The organism is Saccharopolyspora gregorii, assembly GCF_024734405.1.
Classification (GTDB): Bacteria; Actinomycetota; Actinomycetes; order Mycobacteriales; family Pseudonocardiaceae; genus Saccharopolyspora_C; species Saccharopolyspora_C gregorii.
In genome coordinates, this window is sequence record NZ_CP059556.1 from 1,993,863 (window position 1) to 2,012,423 (window position 18,561).

At 69.0% G+C, this 18,561-nt stretch carries 21 protein-coding genes, 1 tRNA gene and 2 pseudogenes; 18 read left to right on the forward strand and 6 right to left on the reverse strand.

All coding sequences use genetic code 11. The features are described 5' to 3' along the window. The first annotated feature begins 83 nt into the window (after positions 1-83). Together H1226_RS08485 and H1226_RS08490 are read left to right on the forward strand one after the other, a co-directional pair. On the forward strand, positions 84-1,307 hold the full coding sequence (locus tag H1226_RS08485; protein ID WP_258348253.1) for a sensor histidine kinase: 1,224 nt from the start codon (positions 84-86) through the stop codon (positions 1,305-1,307). Positions 1,308-1,395: 88 nt separating this feature from the next. Beyond that, the gene (locus tag H1226_RS08490; protein ID WP_258348255.1) at positions 1,396-1,737 is read left to right on the forward strand and encodes a condensation domain-containing protein; all 342 of its coding nucleotides are present in this window, start codon (positions 1,396-1,398) and stop codon (positions 1,735-1,737) included. Here H1226_RS08490 and H1226_RS08495 read toward each other — a convergent pair. Continuing rightward, positions 1,710-1,928, reverse strand: a pseudogene (locus tag H1226_RS08495) (ATP-binding cassette domain-containing protein); the annotation flags it as partial. The gene H1226_RS08490 and the pseudogene H1226_RS08495 overlap by 28 nt on opposite strands. A 191-nt stretch (positions 1,929-2,119) precedes the next feature. On the opposite strand from H1226_RS08495, the gene H1226_RS08500 reads away from it, so the two are divergent. Further along, positions 2,120-2,767 carry a response regulator gene (locus H1226_RS08500; RefSeq protein WP_224955878.1) on the forward strand — a complete coding sequence of 216 codons (648 nt, stop codon included), beginning with the start codon at positions 2,120-2,122 and terminating at the stop codon, positions 2,765-2,767. 2 nt (positions 2,768-2,769) lie between these two features. Here the strand turns inward: H1226_RS08500 and H1226_RS08505 are convergent, their stop codons facing one another. The 4 genes from H1226_RS08505 to H1226_RS08520 all read right to left on the reverse strand — a co-directional run bounded on the left by H1226_RS08505 (position 2,770) and on the right by H1226_RS08520 (position 6,515). Further along, complete coding sequence (locus H1226_RS08505) at positions 2,770-3,423, reverse strand: DedA family protein (protein WP_258348259.1); 654 nt, start codon at positions 3,421-3,423, stop codon at positions 2,770-2,772. 1,040 nt (positions 3,424-4,463) lie between these two features. Next, on the reverse strand, positions 4,464-5,060 hold the full coding sequence (locus H1226_RS08510; protein WP_258348261.1) for an HD domain-containing protein: 597 nt from the start codon (positions 5,058-5,060) through the stop codon (positions 4,464-4,466). Next, positions 5,053-6,018 (reverse strand): helix-turn-helix domain-containing protein, encoded by a 966-nt coding sequence (locus H1226_RS08515; RefSeq protein ID WP_258348263.1) that lies wholly within the window; start codon positions 6,016-6,018, stop codon positions 5,053-5,055. Before H1226_RS08515 ends, H1226_RS08510 begins: the two co-directional genes overlap by 8 nt. 191 nt (positions 6,019-6,209) lie before the next feature. Then, positions 6,210-6,515: a helix-turn-helix domain-containing protein gene (locus H1226_RS08520; protein WP_258348264.1), complete on the reverse strand. Its 306-nt coding sequence runs from the start codon at positions 6,513-6,515 to the stop codon at positions 6,210-6,212. Between the two features lie 171 nt (positions 6,516-6,686). Here H1226_RS08520 and H1226_RS08525 point away from each other — a divergent pair, with 171 nt between their 5' ends. The 15 genes and pseudogenes from H1226_RS08525 (at position 6,687) to H1226_RS08595 (ending at position 18,199) form a co-directional block, all read left to right on the forward strand. Continuing rightward, positions 6,687-7,148 (forward strand): hypothetical protein, encoded by a 462-nt coding sequence (locus H1226_RS08525; RefSeq protein ID WP_258348265.1) that lies wholly within the window; start codon positions 6,687-6,689, stop codon positions 7,146-7,148. After that, the gene (locus H1226_RS08530; protein WP_258348266.1) at positions 7,145-7,423 is read left to right on the forward strand and encodes a hypothetical protein; all 279 of its coding nucleotides are present in this window, start codon (positions 7,145-7,147) and stop codon (positions 7,421-7,423) included. Before H1226_RS08525 ends, H1226_RS08530 begins: the two co-directional genes overlap by 4 nt. Then, a complete protein-coding gene (locus H1226_RS08535; RefSeq protein WP_258348267.1) occupies positions 7,420-8,253 on the forward strand; it encodes a hypothetical protein in 834 nt (277 codons plus the stop codon). Before H1226_RS08530 ends, H1226_RS08535 begins: the two co-directional genes overlap by 4 nt. A 48-nt stretch (positions 8,254-8,301) precedes the next feature. Then, a pseudogene (gene traA / locus H1226_RS08540) lies at positions 8,302-8,661 on the forward strand (plasmid transfer protein TraA); the annotation flags it as partial. A gap of 53 nt (positions 8,662-8,714) precedes the next feature. Then, positions 8,715-10,739: a plasmid transfer protein TraB gene (gene traB, locus H1226_RS08545; protein WP_258348271.1), complete on the forward strand. Its 2,025-nt coding sequence runs from the start codon at positions 8,715-8,717 to the stop codon at positions 10,737-10,739. Between the two features lie 176 nt (positions 10,740-10,915). After that, positions 10,916-11,407: a Pycsar system effector family protein gene (locus tag H1226_RS08550; protein WP_258348273.1), complete on the forward strand. Its 492-nt coding sequence runs from the start codon at positions 10,916-10,918 to the stop codon at positions 11,405-11,407. Positions 11,408-11,533: 126 nt separating this feature from the next. After that, positions 11,534-11,911, forward strand: coding sequence for a hypothetical protein (locus H1226_RS08555; RefSeq protein ID WP_258348274.1), 378 nt, complete (start codon positions 11,534-11,536; stop codon positions 11,909-11,911). A gap of 23 nt (positions 11,912-11,934) precedes the next feature. Then, positions 11,935-12,288, forward strand: a complete 354-nt coding sequence (locus tag H1226_RS08560) for a hypothetical protein (RefSeq protein ID WP_258348277.1) — start codon at positions 11,935-11,937, stop codon at positions 12,286-12,288. A gap of 61 nt (positions 12,289-12,349) precedes the next feature. Further along, a complete protein-coding gene (locus H1226_RS08565; protein ID WP_258348279.1) occupies positions 12,350-12,604 on the forward strand; it encodes a hypothetical protein in 255 nt (84 codons plus the stop codon). A 90-nt stretch (positions 12,605-12,694) separates the two neighbouring features. Further along, a complete protein-coding gene (locus tag H1226_RS08570; protein ID WP_258348281.1) occupies positions 12,695-13,309 on the forward strand; it encodes a GGDEF domain-containing protein in 615 nt (204 codons plus the stop codon). Beyond that, positions 13,306-14,256 carry a bifunctional DNA primase/polymerase gene (locus H1226_RS08575; protein WP_258348282.1) on the forward strand — a complete coding sequence of 317 codons (951 nt, stop codon included), beginning with the start codon at positions 13,306-13,308 and terminating at the stop codon, positions 14,254-14,256. Before H1226_RS08570 ends, H1226_RS08575 begins: the two co-directional genes overlap by 4 nt. A gap of 80 nt (positions 14,257-14,336) precedes the next feature. Further along, the gene (locus H1226_RS08580; protein WP_258348283.1) at positions 14,337-15,857 is read left to right on the forward strand and encodes a YfjI family protein; all 1,521 of its coding nucleotides are present in this window, start codon (positions 14,337-14,339) and stop codon (positions 15,855-15,857) included. A gap of 303 nt (positions 15,858-16,160) precedes the next feature. Further along, positions 16,161-16,571, forward strand: a complete 411-nt coding sequence (locus H1226_RS08585; protein ID WP_258348284.1) for an RRQRL motif-containing zinc-binding protein — start codon at positions 16,161-16,163, stop codon at positions 16,569-16,571. Between the two features lie 12 nt (positions 16,572-16,583). After that, positions 16,584-16,781 carry a helix-turn-helix transcriptional regulator gene (locus tag H1226_RS08590; RefSeq protein ID WP_258348285.1) on the forward strand — a complete coding sequence of 66 codons (198 nt, stop codon included), beginning with the start codon at positions 16,584-16,586 and terminating at the stop codon, positions 16,779-16,781. Next, complete coding sequence (locus H1226_RS08595) at positions 16,778-18,199, forward strand: tyrosine-type recombinase/integrase (protein WP_258348287.1); 1,422 nt, start codon at positions 16,778-16,780, stop codon at positions 18,197-18,199. The genes H1226_RS08590 and H1226_RS08595 overlap by 4 nt, the downstream gene beginning before the upstream one ends. 114 nt (positions 18,200-18,313) lie before the next feature. Here the strand turns inward: H1226_RS08595 and H1226_RS08600 are convergent. Beyond that, a tRNA-Leu gene (locus H1226_RS08600) sits at positions 18,314-18,390 on the reverse strand. Positions 18,391-18,561 lie beyond the last annotated feature (171 nt).

Here is an 18,561-nt window from a genome sequence, read left to right on the forward strand (position 1 = left end):
CTGCCGTCGGCCGATCGGATAGACGATCTGCAACTAAAGTCGCGCCTCGAAAGGGGACGTCGAACGGCCGTTACGCTCGGCGCGTGGACCCCAAGGCGCGCTCGGAATCCCAGCAGCTCGATGCGAAGGACCGGTCGTGGTCGACGGCCGACCGCGTGCTCGCCGTGGCGGTGTGCCTTGCGGTGTTCGTCGCGACCTTCCTCCCCGCCGGAGCTCTGGTAGCCGAACCGGCCGCGTTCACCTCGATTCCGGGCCTCGCCCTGACCCTGCTGATCGCCACCCTCTCGGCGGTCGTGACCTGGCTGGCGCCTCGCTGGTCGTGGCCGTTGTACGCACTCGCGTTCGGTACTTGGTTGATCGCCTCGCTCTGGCCGTTGCTCTGCGTCGCGTCGTTCCGGGCGGCGTTGCGCCTGCGCTCGTTCGTCCTCGCGACCTACGCGGTCGCGGCGACGGCAGCGGTCATGGCGCCCACTCTCGTGCGCGTGGGGCGGCCGGACGTCGGGTGGGACTCGGTCCAGAGTTCCTTCGGCGGGGTGGCCCTGTTCGTCGTGCTGCCGTTGTTCATCGGACTGTGGGTGAAAGCGCGACGGCAGGTCGTCGAGGGGCTGCGGGAACGCACCCAGCAGCTTCTGCGGTCGCAGGAGGCCCGCGCGGAGCAAGCCCGCGCGCAGGAGCGCTCTCGCATCGCCCGCGAGATGCACGACGTGGTGGCGCACCGGGTGTCGCTGATGGTGCTCCACGCGGGCGCGATCGAGGCGAACTCGCCGAACGAACTGCTGGCGGACGAGGCCGCGCTGATCCGCCGCACCGGCCGGGAGGCGCTGGGGCAGCTCCGCGAGGTGCTCGGCGTGCTGCGACTCCACCCGTCGGAGGTCCAGCTGCAGCCGCAGGCCACCGTGGCGGACATCGAGGATCTGGTGGAACGGTCTCGCTCCGCCGGCCTCGACGTTCGCTATCGGTGTGAAGGCACGCCTGTGGCGTTGCCCGCGATGGTCGACCACACCGCCTACCGGCTCGCGCAAGAAGCGCTCACCAACGTGCACAAGCACGCCGGAACCGCCAGGACCGAGGTGACGGTGCGGTACCTGACGTCCGCGGTGGAGGTCGGTGTCAGCAACGCGGCTCCGGAACGGGTATCGGAGGGGCTGCCGGGCAGCGGTCTCGGACTGGTCGGCCTGCACGAGCGGGTGGGACTGCTGCACGGCACGCTCACCACCGGGCCGACCCCGGACGGCGGGTTCTCCGTCCAGGCGACGTTGCCGACCACTCCGGTGGAGTCCGGCGGGTCCACTCGGGGATCGGAGTGATGAGCCGCCGTACCGATCACCCACCCGCCCGGCCGGCGGGGTCACGCCGGTAGCGCCCCGGATCCCCGGCACCGTCGACCATGCGGCGATGCGAGCGGCACTGTCCGATGTGGTCGAACGCCACGAGTCGTTGAGAACGGTCTTCAGGGAAGACGAGGAGGGGCCGTTCCAGGTCGTGCTGGCACCAGAGTCGGTACGACTCGGTTGCACCACGGTCGAGGTGCCCGAGAGCGACTTGCGAGGCGAACTCGTCTCGGACGGGCAGGTCAGATTCGATCTCGCGATCGACATTCCCGTGCGCCCCACTCCTTTCGTCGTGCATTCCGACGACAAGCCGAATGACGTGACCGAGCATGTGTTGTTGTTGGTGCATCACGTGGTGTCGGATGGTTGGTCGCTCTCGCGCAGCGGATCGCGCAGCGCGGCGTAGGTGCTGCCGTTGATCCGGGTCTCGCCGGAAGTCGGCCGGTCCAAGCCGAGGATCATCCGCATGGTGGTCGACTTGCCGGCCCCGTTCGGGCCGAGGAACCCGGTGACCTGCCCTGGACTTACCTCGAAGGTCAGGTCTTGGACAGCGGTCGTGCTCCCGTAACGCTTCGTCACGTCGTGCACCGTGATCATGGAATCTCCGTGCTGTGTCGTCGGATCGGACAGGGCTGGGCGAGCGGATGGCGTCAGGTGGAGGGATCGGATTCGTGGCGTGGTACACGGCGGTCAGGGCGTGGATGGGATGATGACGAGGTGACCTCGCCGCGTACGTGACGGGATACCCTCGGTGTTCGGACGCGGGGCGAAGTGGCTGAGGGGGTTGCGTGATTCGGGTCCTGCTCGTCGACGACGAGACGCTGGTGCGTACCGGCCTGCGCTTGATCCTCAATCCGGCCGAGGACGTCGAGGTGGTCGGCGAGGCCGGTGACGGCAGGGAAGCCGTGGACGCCGTCGCCAGGCACCGGCCGGACGTCGTGCTCATGGACGTCCGCATGCCGACCATGGACGGACTCGCCGCGTCGGAGGAACTCCAGCGCCGCGCCGATCCGCCCAAGATCATCATGCTCACGACCTTCGCCCTGGACGACTACGTGCACCGGGCCCTGCGGGCGGGCGCGGTCGGATTCCTGCTCAAGGACACCGAGCCGCGGGACCTGCTCGGTGCGGTGCGCACCGTCGCGGCCGGGAGCGCGATGCTCTCGCCCACGGTGACCAAGAGGCTGCTGACGACCTTCGCCGAAACCGAGCAGTCGGAGGTCGAGAAGTTCCGCCGGCGGCTGGACGTGCTCACGGCCCGTGAACACGACGTGATCCGCGCTGTGGCACGAGGGCTGTCGAACGCCGAGATCGCCCGGGAGCTGTTCATGAGCGAGGCGACCGTGAAGGCGCACGTGAGCCGGTCGCTGTCCAAGCTCGGCTTCCGCAACCGGGTCCAAGCGGCGATCCTGGTGCACGACGCGGGTTTGGACTGATTTCACCGGGAGGACGTCACCGGGTCGGAGTTCTCGGGTTCCGCCTCGTCCGACTCGGGGCGGCGGCGCCGGTAGAGCCACCGTCCTGCCTCGACCAGGACCGTGACCGACAGGGCGAGTCCCAAGCCGAACAGCAGACCCAGGATCGGGTTGCGCTCGAAGGCGATGCCGCCCGAGTAGCCGATCAGTCCTGAGTAGACACCCCAGCTCACGCCCGCGAGCAGGTCGAAGCAGGTGAAGCGGTACAGCGGATAACCGACCATCCCGGCGGTCAGCGTGGTGACGGTGCGGCCGCCGGGGATGTACCGGGCGATGACGAGGATCAACCCGCCGCGCTCCGCGAGAGTGCTGCTGGCCCAGTCGAACGCGGCTCGGCGTCGAGGGGCGGTCCGGAGGTGCCTGAGCAGCTTGGCCCCGGCGAACCGCCCGACGAAGTACGAGACGTGGTCGCCGAGAACGGCACCCGCAGCCGACACGGCGATGACCAGGGCGAGGTTCGTCGTCCCGTTCGCGGCGAACACGCCGGCCGTGATGACGAGGCTTTCGCTGGGTACCACGGGGAAGAAGCCGTCGATCGCCGAGAAGGAGAACAAGGCGACGTACCACCACGGCGAGGCGAGGAGCGTGGTCAGGACGTCGAGTACCGCTTCCTTCATGCGGCGCTCGATGTCGTGGTGCCGACGTCACGACGGGCGCGACCGTTCATGATGGGAAACCTTCCGGTGGTCCAACGTGTTTCCCGAAGTCTGCGGAGGACGGGTCGCCGACGCATTAGCCGAAAGGATCCTGTTGACCCCTACTTTGGAAACGTCGCGGGACATCATCGTGTACGTCACCGGGTGATGTGCAGGCGCGAGCCGTCGTGTGCTCTCCGCCGCTCCGGTTCAGCACTCCCCACGTCGACGCGCGACTCGGATCCGCCACGTGCGGCGTGCAGCCGGACTCGGCGCGTTCGTGCTCGCCGTCGCGGGCGTGCTTCTCGATCTGCGGCGTGCCGTCGCCGCGGGTGCGGCCGCAGTTCGCTGTAGGAGCTCTCCAGCATCCGCGCACTGATCTTGTTGACCGCTGTCCCGCCGAGCGCGGGGAGGATGGTGCGCCGGAGGTAGCCCTCTGGTGCGTCGGAGGTAGCCCTCGTACGTGTGGCGCGTGCTCTCTTCCAGTTCGCTGGCGCGCAGCCACTCGCTCAGTGCGTAGGACAGCGCGGCGGTCGACGGCGCCGAGTTCTGCTCGTTGACCTGGTTGAGCAACTTCGTCAGGACCTTCTCGGCGCGCTCGCGCGCGGCGTCGTTCGTGCCCTTGATCGTCTCGCGCAGGTAGACCCGCTTGCCGGTGACCGGTTCGACGCCCGCGCGCGACCACCCGGAAGCCAGCAGCTCGCGCCTGGACCGCGCTCGCGGGACTTCGAGCGCGCAGCAATACGGCCTTGAGCATGCTCGCCCAAGGCCACACCCAGCGGACCAGACCATGATCCAGATCTTCGGTTGTTTCCGCTGGTGAGCGGTGGTGCCCCCGGTCAGAGTCGAACTGACACTGTACGGATTTTGAGTGGTTCCACTGAACCAGCTTTCACCAGCGGAAACACCCTGGCAAATGCCCGCGTGTCCGTAAATGGCACGTGGGGAGCCCATTTCGCCGGCCACTCGAAGGCCTGACCGGTCCCCGGCCACCGAGCCGGGGACCGCTTCGCCAGCTCCGGCTACCTACCGACGGCGCGGGCGAACGAACCCCACCATTCCCCCGGCGGAACGTCCATCGCAGCGGCGGCGAGTGCCTTGCCCGTCGCGGTGCTCACGGCTTCAGCACTGGAGCGCACCCACTCATCGAGCTCGGTGTAGCCCTCCCGCTGGTACTCCCGGGCTTGCAGCAGGCATTCGAGCTTGTCCGCGTCCCGGCTGCACCGGGATTCCGGCGTTGCCTCAGCGGTTTTGGCGGACTCGTGTTCGTCCACCGCGGACACGATCCGGTCTCGGAGGTCCGCGGGCAAGTCCGCTACCTGGTCGCTGACGATGTCGTGCGGGCTGGCCGTGCTCACGTACTTCTTCCCGACGCTCGGGACATCGCCGATGCGAGTCTCGGGCAGATCGTGGAAAAGACCGAGTGTCGCGGCGCGCTCCGGATTCGCCCCCTCACACGCCGCGATGACGTACGCGAGCACGGCCACCCGGTACGAGTGCTCTGCCACGCTTTCGCCATTGCGGACTCCCCCGAGCAGCCAGCCGGTGCGCGGGGTGTGCTTGAGGTGCCCAGCTTCGTGGGCGAACGCGATGATCTCGGCGAACCGCTGGTCAGGCATGGGTGCTCCTCAAGGCGTAGGAGAGCTGATCGAGTTTTCGTAGGGAATCACGGGCGAAGTCGTGCGCCGCCGTCGCCCGGTCGATCGCGTCGAGCACTCGTCGCCGATGATCAGGGCGATCCAGCCCGCGGCGGAACGGGATCAGGGCGTTCAGTGCGTGCGCGCACAGATCCCGGTACGGGGCGTTCTCCAGCCCGTCCAGGAGGGAATTGAGCAGCAGCTCGCCTGACCAGGGTTGGTCATCGGCGAGCATGTCGGCATCGCTGGTCCAGGGCTCGGGGATCTCGCCTACCCAGTAGGCCCAGTACGCCAGGTTGGCCTTCACCGCAGCCTCCGTGCCGAGCCCGTGCTCGATGAACCTTGACAGGGGTTCCAGGTCGCCCGCAGCGGCCGAGCTGATCGCCCGCGACCTGGTGACCGCCCACTCCGGCGACCATTCGCGAATGTCCCGAGCCGCCCGCACGTCTTCGGCCCGCATCTGCGCGACCCAGTCCGCCGACTTCGCGTGCTCGGCGACGAGGTATTGCGCTTGCCTGCGGAGCATCGCTCCTTCGACTCCTCGATCGGCCCGGCTCGCGACGGTGCGCAGGGCGGTGGCGAGCTGATCCCGTTCACCCTTCGCGACGTCCAAGCGGGCTTTCGTCCCAGCGAGCTGGCGGGGCGGAACACCCGTCATCGGCCACGTGAGCAGTTCGGTCTGCAGCCGAGTGGGCACTACGAGCGCGAGTGGGTGGGTAGCTGGGTCTTCGCTGCCGATCTCGGACAAGATCTCGTCCGCCTGCATGGCCTCGGAGAGAACCGTCAGGCGTGCCGACGTGACCGTCGATAGCTGGAGCACGCGGCGGAGCTTCCCAAAGCGCGCCATCGGCAGGTTGATCAGCGGCCGCCTACCGGACTCCCACCCCTGCACCGTCGCCAGCGACACCTGCATGGCCTCCGCAAGACCTTGCTGGGTCAACCTCACCTCGCCTCGAATGGCGGCCAGAACAGCCCCGGCGACCCTGCCTGCGACGGGGGACTCACTGGCAGTCAGACCTGTATCGCCACTCTGCCCGCGCAGCTCCTCCACCCCCTTCGAGACTCGTACTCGCAGTCAGTCCACATCGCGCTGACCTGCACATACCTTTTTCTCATGCGCACCACACCGGTTCAGCGATCTTCCAACCGACTGACCACCTCGGCGAGCGTGGCCTCAAGCGCGGACACCCGCTCTTCGAGGGTCGGCTCGACGCTCTCGGGGTTGCCCCGCGCAATCGCCGCGATCTTGCCTGACGGCCAGCCCAGCGCGTTGGAAATCGCCATGAGCGTCTTGGGGTTGCGCTCCCGCCGTTTGCCGTTCGCGAGTTCCTGGACGGTCGATAGACCGACATCCGCCTTGTCTGCGACGTCCCGCTGCCGCAGGCCGAGTTGCTTCATGCGCTCCGAGACTGCCTTGCCAACCGCGGTCCAGTCCAAGTCCTGATCCATACACCCCTCGCTTGAAATCGGGCCTGTTTCAGGAGTGTAGCCAAGCGCGAGGCACGAGGGAAACCTGACGACAGGTCTGTTTTGCGCTTGACATCAGTCTTGTTTCAAGTCCAGTATCAACTCACCCGGTGCTCAGGCACCCCGACAGAGGAGAGATTCATGCACGACATCGGTTCAACCGCAGCGAACAAGCCCGGAGCGAAGCAGCTGATGCAGCAGGTAGACCCCGAGTACTTCTCGCTGAAGGTGCGTCAGGCGTTCGGTGAGCACGACGTCGAGCCGGACCCGTATCCGGTGGACTTCCTGGAGGGTCTGTCCGGTCCGAGCCCGGAGGATCTGCTGCTGGCCGGGCACGGTGAGCTGTCGGAGCACCCGGACGTGGCGGAGGCCGACGAGCGGGTGTTGGCGGCTGAGATCGCGGTGCTGGACGCGGAGGACGCGGGACGGTCGGACGAGCTGGCGCAGCGGCGGCTCGACAAGGCCCGTTCGCAGCGCCGGTCGGTGCTGGTGCGGTTGCAGAAGAAGCGCACCGCCGTCCACACCCACCGTTCGCAGACGCGTCCGGCTCAGGTGCTGCCGCTGCGTCCGTTCCGGGTGGTCCGGGGTGGTGAGGCGGCATGAGCGCGGCGGTGGATGTGGCGCTGCTGCCGATCCGGATGGGGTGGCGGCTGGTGAAGTTGCTGCTGTTGCCGGTGCTGTTCGGTGCCGGGTCGCTCGGCCTGGTGGCGATGGGGCTGGGCTGGATGCTCGGAGTCACGGCGCTGTGCGCGTTGTGGGGGCTGGTCATGGGCCGGTTGTGGTGGTTGCAGGTCGTCGGTGAGTTGCGCTCGCTGGGCCGCGGCACGGTGCGCATCAGCACCGGGGGCACCGGCCGGGGCAAAGGGGCGCGGCGATGATCCGCAAATCGGGCCTGTTCCTGGTGATGCTCGGTGCGCTGGCGCTCTCGTTTGCCGGGCAGAAGGACGCGGTGGCCCCGCTGCTGGGTGAGCATCTGGCGGTGGTGTTCGCTTCGACGAACGACCTGGCGACCCTGCTGGCGCTCAACGAGGTCACGACTGCCAGGAGCGCGAAGATCCGCCGGTGGGCGTGGTCGGTGCTGCTGCTGGCAGGTGGTTCCGGGCTCGGGTTGAACACGTGGGACGCACTGCGGGGCGGGGAGCTGCCGGACCCTGCGGCGGTGGCGGTCGGCGCGGGACCGGTAGTGCTGGCGTGGCTGCTGTCGCACCTGATGGCCTTGGTGCTCACCGAGCGGCGGGAAGCGGACGCGGCCAGCACTGAGGATGCTTCCCAGCAGGTCTCCGAGCCTGTCCCGGCCGTTCCTGCTGAGCCCGTGGATCAAGCGACCAGCCCGGCACTCGGCCAGCCCGAGCAGGAAGCGCCGGTGAGCGACCAGACAGCCGCTTCCGTGGCTGCTCAGCCCGTCGAGCTGTCCTCGTCCACCGAGGCGGCGGGGATTGGTGCCGGGTCGGAGCGGGAAGCGGCTCCCGCGGAGGCGGGAAGCACCGCGGAAGCGGCTGCCGCGAGTGGGGGTGTGGCGCTGCCGATCGAGCTGATCGACCGGGCCGAGCGCCTGGATCGCAAGCGTCGCGCCGAGACCGGCGGGAAGCGCGGCTTGCCGTATCGGGAAGCGCCCCGGCGGCTCGGGGTCCGGTACGAGACCGCGCGTGCGGCGCTGATCGCCGCACGGGCCCGGATGGCCACCGAGTCCACCGAGATCGCCGCCTGAGCACCGGCTCGGCGGAGTGTCCGAAGTAGTCACGCAAGAGAAGGGTTTTCCCTGATGAGCAAGGAAATCTTGGGTTCGCCGGAGTTCGTGTCCTCGTCGTCGATCCGCCAGTACTGCGAGAACGCGCGGCGGTTGTTCCACCCGCTGTACCACGAGCTGCACGTCTCGGCCGAGGAGTTGGAAGCGGCGCTGCGGTACGTGAAGACGGCCGACCCGAAGTTCGGCGGGATGGACTCGCGGGTGCGGTCGAAGCTGGTGGCCCGTCAGCTCAAGCAGGCTGCGGCGGCGATCGAGGTCGCGTCGAAGTCGACGGTGGCGACCTACATGTCCTTCCTCAAGCACTACTCGCCGGAGGTGTCCGCGGCCCGGGAGAAGCAGCGGGCGCGGCGCTTCGAGTTCGACGAGTGACCGGGTGAGACGACGTTCGGCGACCGAGAAGGCCACCGGGAGAGGAGAAGACGATGGCTGGCAAGAGCAACCGCAACGGTGACCTTCAGGTCTCCGAGCAGATGCAGGGGCTCGGCTACTACACCCCGAAGAAGCATTGGCCGTCGCGGCTGGCGCCGTACGCGCCGGAGTGGGCCGGGTACGCGGCGGTGTGGCCGGTGACCTACGGCGTGCACGAGTGGCTGGCGACCGACCCGGCCGTGGCGCCGTGGGCGTCGGCGGGGCTGTCGCTGCTGGGCGTGGGGCTCACTGCGGTGACCTGGCAGTGCGCTCGTGCCCGTGCGGCATTGACGCGGAAGTTCGCCACCGCCACCAGCGGGATCACCGCCGCCTGGATGACCGCGGGCACGATCGCCGGTCCGGGCGAAACGCCGCTGCTGGAGCTGTGGGCCGTCGGCGGTGCCGGTGTGGCGCTGTCGTGGTCGATCTACAAGGCCCTCAAGCGCGGCGGCGACGGCGAAGAGGGTGAGAACGGGCTGTTCGAGCAGGTCAAGTTGGCGGGGGTGAAGCCCGCGGCCACGCAGGTGGAGCCCAACCGGGTCACCACCCGCTTGCAGCTTCCCCGGGGAGAGATGGAGGTGAGCGAGGTGCAGAAGGCCACCGGCCGGATCGCCAGCTTGTTCGGGCTCGGCAAGGGTGCGGTGCGGGTGACCGAGAATCCTGACGACTCCTCGCAGGCGACGATGACGATCGTGCCGCGCGACGTGCTCAAGAACCCGTCGCCGTGGCCGGGTCCGTCCGCGCCGGGCGGCTCGATCATGGAGCCGATCCGGGTCGGCCTCTACGAGGACACCGAACCGCAGGTCATCCTGTTTCCCGGTGACAAGAGCGAGGGCCGCAACGCCACGCACTACGGCGTGCAGGGCATGAACGGCTCCGGGAAATCCCACGGTGCCAAGGAAGCCTGGACCGACATCCTCACCCGCCGCGACGCCGGGCTGATCGTGATGGACCCGTCCAAGGGGGAGCAGACGGTTGGCTTCCTCGGCGACGCCCCGTACCAGGTGGTGACCGGGGAGAAGGCCTGCAAGAAGGCGGTCAAGCGCTTGCCCGGCCTGATCACCGATCGTGCCTCGCAGCTCGGGCAGTGGGGCTACGACCAGTGGGTGCCCGCCGCGTTCGAGCAGCACGGGCTGCCCTACCTGGTGGTGTGGATCGAGGAGTCCCCGCGGGTGCTCGACGACGCCAAGACCGTGATCCGGATCGCGCAGGAAGCCCGCTCGGCCGGGATCAGCCTGGTGCTGTCGTTGCAGAAGGCGACCTTCCGCAACATGCCGACCGACGTGCGCTCCCAGCTCGGCGGGGTGTGGTGCTTCGGGGTCAACGACATCGAAGACGCCGGGTACCTGCTCTCCGAGGACACCATCGAGGGCGGAGCGCGCCCGGACCGGTGGAAGAACCGCCGGCCGGGGTGCAACTACCTCGAAGGACCCGGCATCGACGAAGCCCGCTACACCACCCCGGGCCGGACCCACGACCACACCGACGACCAGCTTCGCGCGGCGATCGACGCCCATGCCGGCATCCGGCCCGCGATGCACTCGATCGACGCCCGCCACCTCGACCTGACTGCCCCGGCCACCGACCAGCCCACGATGGTCGCCGGCGCTGACGGCGTGGAGCCGACTCCCGACTTCGAGTCCCTGGACAACCTGGACCCGTCCGACGCCGCCGACTTCGACGACGAACCGATCGCCCTCCCCGAACTCGCCGACCCCGAGCTAACCGTCGACGACGAGCACGAACTGCCCGCCGACACCACGACCCTGGACTTCCCCGGAGGCCGTCCGACGCGCAAGGAAGCCGTGGCGCTGCTGCGCAGCCACATCGAGCAGATGGCCGCCGCGGGCCGCACCCAGCTCACCGTCCGGGACTTCCCGGACCCCGAGGCCACCTACGGCCGCGGCCGTTCGTGGGTCTCCGGAGAACTCGACAAGCTCACCGGCACCCTCCTGCACCGGGTCGGCAAGGACGGCCGCGCCGACATCTACCGGCTCGCCACCCCGCACGAGGACACCGACACGCCTCACGCAGCGTGACAGGCGGCTGTGTCTGACGTCAGACGTCAGGCACAGGCCCGCACTCCCGCCCAACGTGCGAGCGCGCGCGTGCGCGCGCGAAATCCCCTTAGTTGATCTTGATTGACGTCAGATCCGTGACCCCGCGCGCCCATTTGTCAATACAGAGAGTAATCGGAATCGAAGGGATGGAACCGATGAAGACCGAGTACATCGCCGCCACTGCCGACAGGACGAAGATCGCCGCCCGGGTCACCGACGCCAAGACGAGCGTCAGCGCAGAGCTGCAGCGCGGCGACGCTAAAGCCTCCTACCTGCTCGGGTTGTTCGGCGCGGTGCTGGCCGGCGTCGTCGCCCTGATGCGCAGCGAGGTCTCCACCGCCGCGATGGTGCTGCTGACGATGGCCGCGATCCCCACCGCCGCCGCGGTCGTGCTGCTGCTGTGGGTGCTGCGTCCGAACCTCAACGGCCAGGGCTGCCGATCCGGGTTCCTGCGCTGGGCCGCGTTCCTGCAAGACCCCGCGGCCCTGGCCAACGACTTCGACCGGCCCCGCCGCGCCAACGACGAAGCCCACCACCTCGCCGTGCTCTCCGTGCTGGCCATCACCAAGTACCAGCGCATCGCCATCGCCATCTACTGCCTGCTCACCGGCCTGACGCTCACCGCGCTCGCCCTCATCGCCGCCTGACCACGCCTGAGCTGAACGAGAGGGACACCCGCTATGGCCACGGTTACCGACGACGACATCGCCTTCGCCGTACTGGCCGCCGCTGTGCACGAAGCCGGGCACGCCGTGCTCCACACAGTCGCCGGAATGCAGGTCACAGCCCTGCACGTGTGGCACCACGGCGGCAACGTCACCAGCGGCCGAGTGGACATCGCCGAAGCCGAGATCGACGACGACCAGGTCGACGGCTACCTGACCGCCGTCGCCGCCGGCGGCGAAGCCGAAGCGCTGTGGCTCTCCGAGCAGAGCGGCCAGAGGCTCGGCCGCTCCCGCCGCCAGGTCTACGCCTCGTGCGGGAGCGACCGGCTCAACTACCGCCAGGTCCACCGCCATACGCCCGGCAGCCTCACCGAAACCGCCGCCCGAACCCGGGCGCACACCCTGCTCATCCGCCACTGGGACCGGGTCGAGCGCCTCGCCGTTCGGCTCGCCGACTCCCGCCACCTCACCCGCACCGCGCTCTGACCCCGTACGAGAGGACACCGCACATGGCCGCCTTGATCACCACCATGCACGACCTGATCACCGCCACGAAGGCGCTCAAGGCCGCTCGCCACGCGCCTGCCTCGCCGCAGGAGGCGAAGGAGGCGTTTCGCGACTCGATCGACGTCGGAATCAACCTCAACCGCTTCGCGGACACGCTGCACAAGCGCGTCGACCGGGTGCTCGACGACCCGGAGGTGGAGATGACCTCGCAGCAGCGTGACGCCTACCAGGACCTCCGCGAGCAGCTCCACCAGCTGGTGAGAGGTTGCATCTACCTGACCGGCGGGTTCTACCGCGTCGACAAGGCACTGCACCAGCTCAGCGCCACGACGCAGCGCAGCGGCCACCGCTTCTGAACGACCAGATCTGGCCGTCCTCCATCCGTCAATTTCTCCACCGTTGCAAGGAGAACCCGCGATGTCTCGTCACGAGCTCCCCGCCCGTAGCCCCGAGTACGACGTGATCGTCGGCTGGGACGCGCCCCTGTCGACCTTCTTCGGGCTCGTCCTCGACGCCGAAGGCACCCCGGTCGTGGACCGCGGCGACTTGACCGACCGCATCGCCACGCCCGGCGTGGTCCTCGACGCCGTCCGCGACTACGCGGTCATCCCGCCCGGCCTCGAACACGAGCTGCTGGCCACGGCCCGCGACGACGGCCACATCACCACCTGAGGCTTTGTCCCCCACGTAGCGGTGCGGCCCCGCCATCGCCCTGAGAAAGCGCCGGGGCCGCCCCTACCCCCTCACCAGGAGGTACCTGCCATGTTCGCAGAACTCGCCCTGATGGCTACCGCCACCGGTGGCACCGCCGCCGCGGCCTACGCCCACCGCCTGCACCACCAGCTGCACACCGACCCGCTCACGAAGCTCGGAAACCGCGCCGCGCTCAACCGCGTGTTCCGGCGGGTGCAGCGCCGCGCCGGACGCGGCGGGCTCGCCGGACTGCTGCTGCTCGACGTCGACCGGTTCAAGCTGATCAACGACACCCACGGCCACCGCACCGGCGACACCGTGCTCACCGCGATCGCCGCCGACCTCGCCGACGCGTGCAGGCCCGGTGAAGTGCCGATCCGGCTGCACGGCGACGAATTCGCCGTGCTGCTGACGAACCTGGACGAGGTCCGCGACGCCGAACTCCGCGCCCGCGAGCTGCGCCGCCACCTCACCGCCACCCACGTGATCGACGGGCTGCCGCTGGCGGTGTCGGTCTCCATCGGCGCAGCCGTCGACACCGCCCGCACCAGCAGCCTGCCCGCGCTGCTCGGGCACGCCGACACCCGCATGTACAGCGACAAGCGCCACGCACGCGTGACCACCCTGCCCACCATCCCCGTCGTGCCCGCGCGGCAGCGGGACCTGCCCAAGGAGGCCGCGTGAGCACCCAGACGACGCAGCTTCGCGCGTGGGCGTTGTGCCTGGCCGAACTCGGCTGGCACGTCTTCCCCCTCCAGCCGGGCCGGAAGGTCCCCGCCCTGCACGGGTTGAAGTCCTGTCCTCGCACCGGCCTCTGCGCTGAGCAGCACCAGGGGTGGGAACAGCGAGCCACGACCGACCCGGACCGCATTGCTCGCTGCTGGGCCGAGACCCCGTACAACGTCGGCCTCGCCACGGGACGATCCGGGCTCTTGGTCGTCGACTGCGACCAGCCCGGGCACGCACACCGGATGCCTGACGGCTGGAACACGCTGGGGATCACCACCGGCGCGGGCGTGCTCGCCAGCCTCATACGCCGCTCCGGCGAACCCTGGCCGGAGACCTACACCGTGGCCACCCCCTCCGGCGGGACACACCACTACTTCCGTGCTCCCGCCGGATTCCGCAACACCGCGGGCACGCTCGGGCCGCTCGTCGACACCCGCGCCGGTGGCGGCTACGTCGTCGCGCCCGGTTCGATCACCCCGGAAGGGTTCTACAACCTGCTCGACGACACCACACCGGCCGATCCGCCGGTGTGGTTGCGCCGGGCCGCCGCTCCGCGTCCGTCTCCGGCGCTCTCAGCGCCCCGTGAGATCGCCCCTGGCCGCCTGTCCGGGTACGTGGCAGCAGCGCTTCGGGCTGAGACCGCGCGAGTCGCAGCGGCGGAGTCAGGGCGTCAGAACCGCACCCTCTACGAAGCCGCGCTCGCGCTCGGCCGCCTGGTCGCCGGAGGCGCAGTCGACGACGCCACAGTGCGCACCGCCCTGCACCTCGCCATGTCCCGGCTGCCTCTGACGAGACCCCACGAGCCGTGGACCGCTGAGCAGATCGACGCCACCGTCGACTCCGCCTTCCGCGCCGCCGCCCACAACCCCCGCACGCTCACCCAGCGAGGCACCGCCGCATGAGCACACCACAGCCCCAAAGCCCCGGTATCGGACGCATCCAGCGCCCGGACCATCCCGCCCGCACCGGAGAGGAGGAACCCGTGACCACCCACCTGCACGCCGTCCCCGACACCGCAGGCCAGCACGCCGCGCGGTGGGAGGATGCGCCGATCCCGCTGGACAGCGTGCGTGATCTGCCCGCGTTCCCGGTCGACGCGCTGCCCGGCTGGCTGGCCGACATGGTCGGTGCGGTCGCCGAGTTCACCCAGACCCCGGCGGACCTGGCCGGAAGCGTCGCGCTCGCGGCGATGTCGACCGCGATCGGCGGCCGCGCCTCGATCCGTATCCGCCGCGGCTACAGCGAGCCCGCGAACCTGTTCCTGATCGCCGCCCTGCCACCCGGCGCCCGCAAGTCCGAGGTGTTCCGGGTCATGACCGCCCCGGTCTACGCCGTCGAGCAGCACCTCATCGAGCAGGCCATGCCCAAGATCGAAGCCGCCCAGCTCGCCAAGCGCATCGCCGAACGCGAAGCCCGCGACGCTGAAGAGAAAGCCGCCAGCGACGACCCGTCCTCGGTCGACGACGCCACCGACGCCGCACTCCGCGCACAGAGCCTGTCGGTGCCGCCGAAGCCGAAGTTGGCGGTCAACAACATCACCCCGGAAAAGGCCACCGCCCGCCTGATCGAGCAGGGCGGCAGACTCGCCGTTCTCGCCCCGGAAGGCGGCATCATCTCGATCGTCGGCGGGCGCTACTCCGGCACCCCGAACTTCGACGTGTTCCTGTCCGGGCACGCCGGAGAACCCCTCGACGTCGAGCGCCAAGGCCGCGACGAAATCCGCGTCGCCGCCGCGCACCTCACGCTCGGGCTGGTCGTGCAGCCGATCGTGCTCAAGAACCTCGCAGGCATCACCGACGCCCGCGACAAAGGGCTTCTCGGCCGGTTCCTGTACTCGCTGCCGAGATCCACGCTCGGGTTCCGCGAAACCCGCGCCGCCGCCCCGATCCCGGACGAGGTCGCCACCGCCTACGACACCCGCGTGCGCACCCTGGTCCACCACTACGCGGGCCTGTCCAAGCCGGTGCCGTTCGTGTTCAGCAGCGACGCGAACGAGGCCATGTACGAACTCCAAGCGGAGATCGAACCGCACCTGCGCCCCGGAGCGGCCTACGGGCACATGACCGACTGGGCCGGGAAATACCCCGGCGCCGTCGCCCGCCTGGCCGGGAACCTCCACGCCGCCCGCCACCTCGACACCGCGGGCGAGCACGAAATCACCGCCGCAACCTTCGCCGCGGCCCGGCGGCTCGGCGAGTACTTCCTCGCCCACGCCCTGGCCACCTACGACCACATGGGCACCGACGCCACCCTCGACGACGCCCGCACCATCCTCGCCTGGATCGAACGCACCCGGCCCACCTGCTTCACCCGCCGGGACATCCTCAACAACCACCGCCGCCACTTCGGCACCGCCGCCGCGATCGACCCCGCCCTGAGCGTCCTCGAAGACCGCGGCCACATCGCGCGCGTCGACCCACCCGCCCGCACCGGACCCGGCCGCAAACCGAGCCCGACCTACTGGCCCCACCCCACCTACCGCGCCCCCGACGACCGCCCCTGACCCCGTACGCAGAATCCGCACAATCCGCAAAAACCCGTTCCCGCAGGTCACAGAACTACAGGCGCGTACGCAAAATGTACGCAGAATGTACGCAGAAATCTTCCCAGCTCAGACACAGTCCACTGCGGACATAAGCCGCTGACCTGCACATATTTTTGCAGTCATTTTGCGTACATTCTGCGTACACCCACCAAGATCACTACACAGGGTCTTGACCAGCAGAAACGATCCCCGCGGCTTAATTCTGCGTATTTTGCGGATTCTGCGTACACCCCTCCACCCCTCACCCCCCGGGAGACACCCATGTCCGAACGCCGCTACCGCACCAGCCTCGACTGCTACGACCCGAACGCCGACCGCCACCCCCTCCCGACCTACCCCTGGGGCGAGGCGCCCGAGCACCTGTTCACCCGCCGCCAACTCCGCGAAGCCGGACTTTGCCCCGGCCGACAACCCGCCGTCGCCCAAATGCTCCGACCACGACAGCGCCGACCGACCGACCCACTCCGCGCCTGGCTCTACGACGGACACCACGCCACCGAGAAACGCACCCCCACCCTTGCCCAGCACCGCGCCATCCGAGCGATGAACCGCGCCCACCGCATCTGCGACACCTGCGACCGCGACGTCGGCTACCGCATCCCCAAAACCCCACCACTCCACGGCGAATGCCTCGACTGCCACGACACCCGTACCCAACCGGCCGCGGCCTGAACGGGAGGAACCATGCCCACTCGACGAAGCGGCACCTGGATGACCGTCCCCGAGTTCTGCACCGAGATGGCCATCTCCCGATCGACCTTCGACGACTGGCGCGCCAAAGGACGAAGCCCGAAATGCATCCGGCTTCCCAATGGCTCCCTGCGCATCAAGCGCACCGACTTCGACACCTGGCTCAACACCCTGGAGGCCGACGCCGCATGACCGAGACCAGCTACAGCGTCCACATCTGGCGAATCACCGCCCGCAAGAACGCTCAGGGCAAGATCACGAGCTACCGGGTCCGATGGCGTGTCGGCACACACGAACACCACGAATCGTTCAAAGGGAAGACGCTCGCGAGCAGCTTCCACGCCCAGCTCGTGACCGCGGCGAGCAGAGGAGAGGCGTTCCTCGTCGACGCACCGGGGCTTCCGGTGTCGATGGCCCGGAAGTCTGCGAACCAGATGAGCTGGTTCGAATTCTCGCAGCAGTATGTCGATCTCAAGTGGACCCGCGCGGCGGCGAAGTCGAGGGCGGGCATCGCGGACACCTTGGCGACGGTGACCCCGGTGCTACTGACGAGCGACCGCGGCAAGCCAGACGACCAGGTGTTGCGCCGGACGTTGACGCGATGGCTGTTCAACACCAAGCAACGCGACGACGCGAAGCCGGTGGAGATCGCTCGGGCATTGCGCTGGTTGGAGGCCAACACCGTCGCGATGTCGAAGTTGGACGACCCGGCGCTGATGCGGCGCGTGCTGGAGCAACTGGCCCGGCGCATGGACGGGAAACCCGCCGGTGCCAAGACGTTCGCGCGCAAGCGTGCGGTCTTCCACAACGCGCTTGAGTACGCCGTCGAGCTCGGGGTGTTGCAGAACAACGTGCTTCCGCGGATCAAGTGGACACCGCCGAAGGAGGTGAAAGCGATCGACAAGCGCGTCGTGATCAACCCGCGTCAGGCGCGGCAGCTGCTGGCGAAGGTAGGAGAACAGCGAGTCGACGGGCAGCCGCGCCGGTCGGCTGGACCGGGGTTGGTGGCGTTCTTCGGGGTCATGTACTACTCGGCGCTGCGCCCGGAAGAAGCCGCGATGCTGCGCAAGTCAGATCTGCGCCTCCCGGGCAGTGGTTGGGGCGAGCTGCTGGTATCGCAGACTGCGCCGACCGCGGGCGGGGCGTGGACGGACTCCGGGCAGCGGCGCGACCGGCGCCACCTCAAGCAGCGTGGGGCCGGAGAGGTGCGGCCGGTTCCGTGCCCGCCTGAACTGACCGAGCTGCTGCACGAACACCTGGCGCGGTTCGGCACGACCGCAGACGGACGGCTGTTCCGCAGCTTGACGGGCGGCGACCTCGCTGAGTCGACCGCGGCCAGGGTGTGGGACAAAGCACGGCAGAAGGTGTTCACCGCCGAGGAGTACGCCTCAGTGCTGGCTCGTCGCCCGTACGACTTGCGGCACGCGTGCGTGTCGACGTGGCTCGGCAGCGGGGTGCCGTCGACTCAGGTGGCCGAGTGGGCTGGGCATTCGGTCGCCGTACTACACCAGGTCTACGCGAAGGTGCTCGCCGGGCAGGAGGACAGTGCCCGGCGCCGCATCGAGGAAGCCCTGAGCTTCGGTATGCAGCAGGGGCGGCCGTGTCCGTGAATCGTCCGTAGCTAGACGCAGACAGCCGTAGCAGCCGGGGACAACCGCACATCAGGCCCGCATGGCCTCTCGCGCAAAACACCTGGTGAAAGGCCTTGCGGGCCTGGTCAGGCTTGGTGCCCCCGGTCAGAGTCGAACTGACACTGTACGGATTTTGAGTCCGCCGCCTCTGCCGATTGGGCTACGGGGGCCGAGCGGGCCGAAGTTTACCGGACCGGTGATCACTGCGCGGCGGCGGGGCGGTCCGGGCGGGCGTCTTCAACTGCCCTGTCCGCTGGTGCCGACGCCTCAGGGGTGCCGTTCGGTTCGCCTGGCCGGCAGCCCGCCCGCCATGTGGGCGTCGCGCCGATGTGACCTGCCGG

Excerpts from the sequence above, each read along its gene's own strand:
- H1226_RS08490 (WP_258348255.1), top strand. The coding sequence starts at position 1,396 with ATGCGAGCGGCACTGTCCGATGTGGTCGAACGCCACGAGTCGTTGAGA.
- H1226_RS08505 (WP_258348259.1), bottom strand. The coding sequence starts at position 3,423 with ATGAAGGAAGCGGTACTCGACGTCCTGACCACGCTCCTCGCCTCGCCG.
- H1226_RS08510 (WP_258348261.1), bottom strand. The coding sequence starts at position 5,060 with ATGCCTGACCAGCGGTTCGCCGAGATCATCGCGTTCGCCCACGAAGCT.
- H1226_RS08525 (WP_258348265.1), top strand. The coding sequence starts at position 6,687 with ATGCACGACATCGGTTCAACCGCAGCGAACAAGCCCGGAGCGAAGCAG.
- H1226_RS08530 (WP_258348266.1), top strand. The coding sequence starts at position 7,145 with ATGAGCGCGGCGGTGGATGTGGCGCTGCTGCCGATCCGGATGGGGTGG.
- H1226_RS08535 (WP_258348267.1), top strand. The coding sequence starts at position 7,420 with ATGATCCGCAAATCGGGCCTGTTCCTGGTGATGCTCGGTGCGCTGGCG.
- traB (WP_258348271.1), top strand. The coding sequence starts at position 8,715 with ATGGCTGGCAAGAGCAACCGCAACGGTGACCTTCAGGTCTCCGAGCAG.
- H1226_RS08550 (WP_258348273.1), top strand. The coding sequence starts at position 10,916 with ATGAAGACCGAGTACATCGCCGCCACTGCCGACAGGACGAAGATCGCC.
- H1226_RS08555 (WP_258348274.1), top strand. The coding sequence starts at position 11,534 with ATGCAGGTCACAGCCCTGCACGTGTGGCACCACGGCGGCAACGTCACC.
- H1226_RS08560 (WP_258348277.1), top strand. The coding sequence starts at position 11,935 with ATGGCCGCCTTGATCACCACCATGCACGACCTGATCACCGCCACGAAG.
- H1226_RS08565 (WP_258348279.1), top strand. The coding sequence starts at position 12,350 with ATGTCTCGTCACGAGCTCCCCGCCCGTAGCCCCGAGTACGACGTGATC.
- H1226_RS08570 (WP_258348281.1), top strand. The coding sequence starts at position 12,695 with ATGTTCGCAGAACTCGCCCTGATGGCTACCGCCACCGGTGGCACCGCC.
- H1226_RS08585 (WP_258348284.1), top strand. The coding sequence starts at position 16,161 with ATGTCCGAACGCCGCTACCGCACCAGCCTCGACTGCTACGACCCGAAC.
- H1226_RS08590 (WP_258348285.1), top strand. The coding sequence starts at position 16,584 with ATGCCCACTCGACGAAGCGGCACCTGGATGACCGTCCCCGAGTTCTGC.
- H1226_RS08595 (WP_258348287.1), top strand. The coding sequence starts at position 16,778 with ATGACCGAGACCAGCTACAGCGTCCACATCTGGCGAATCACCGCCCGC.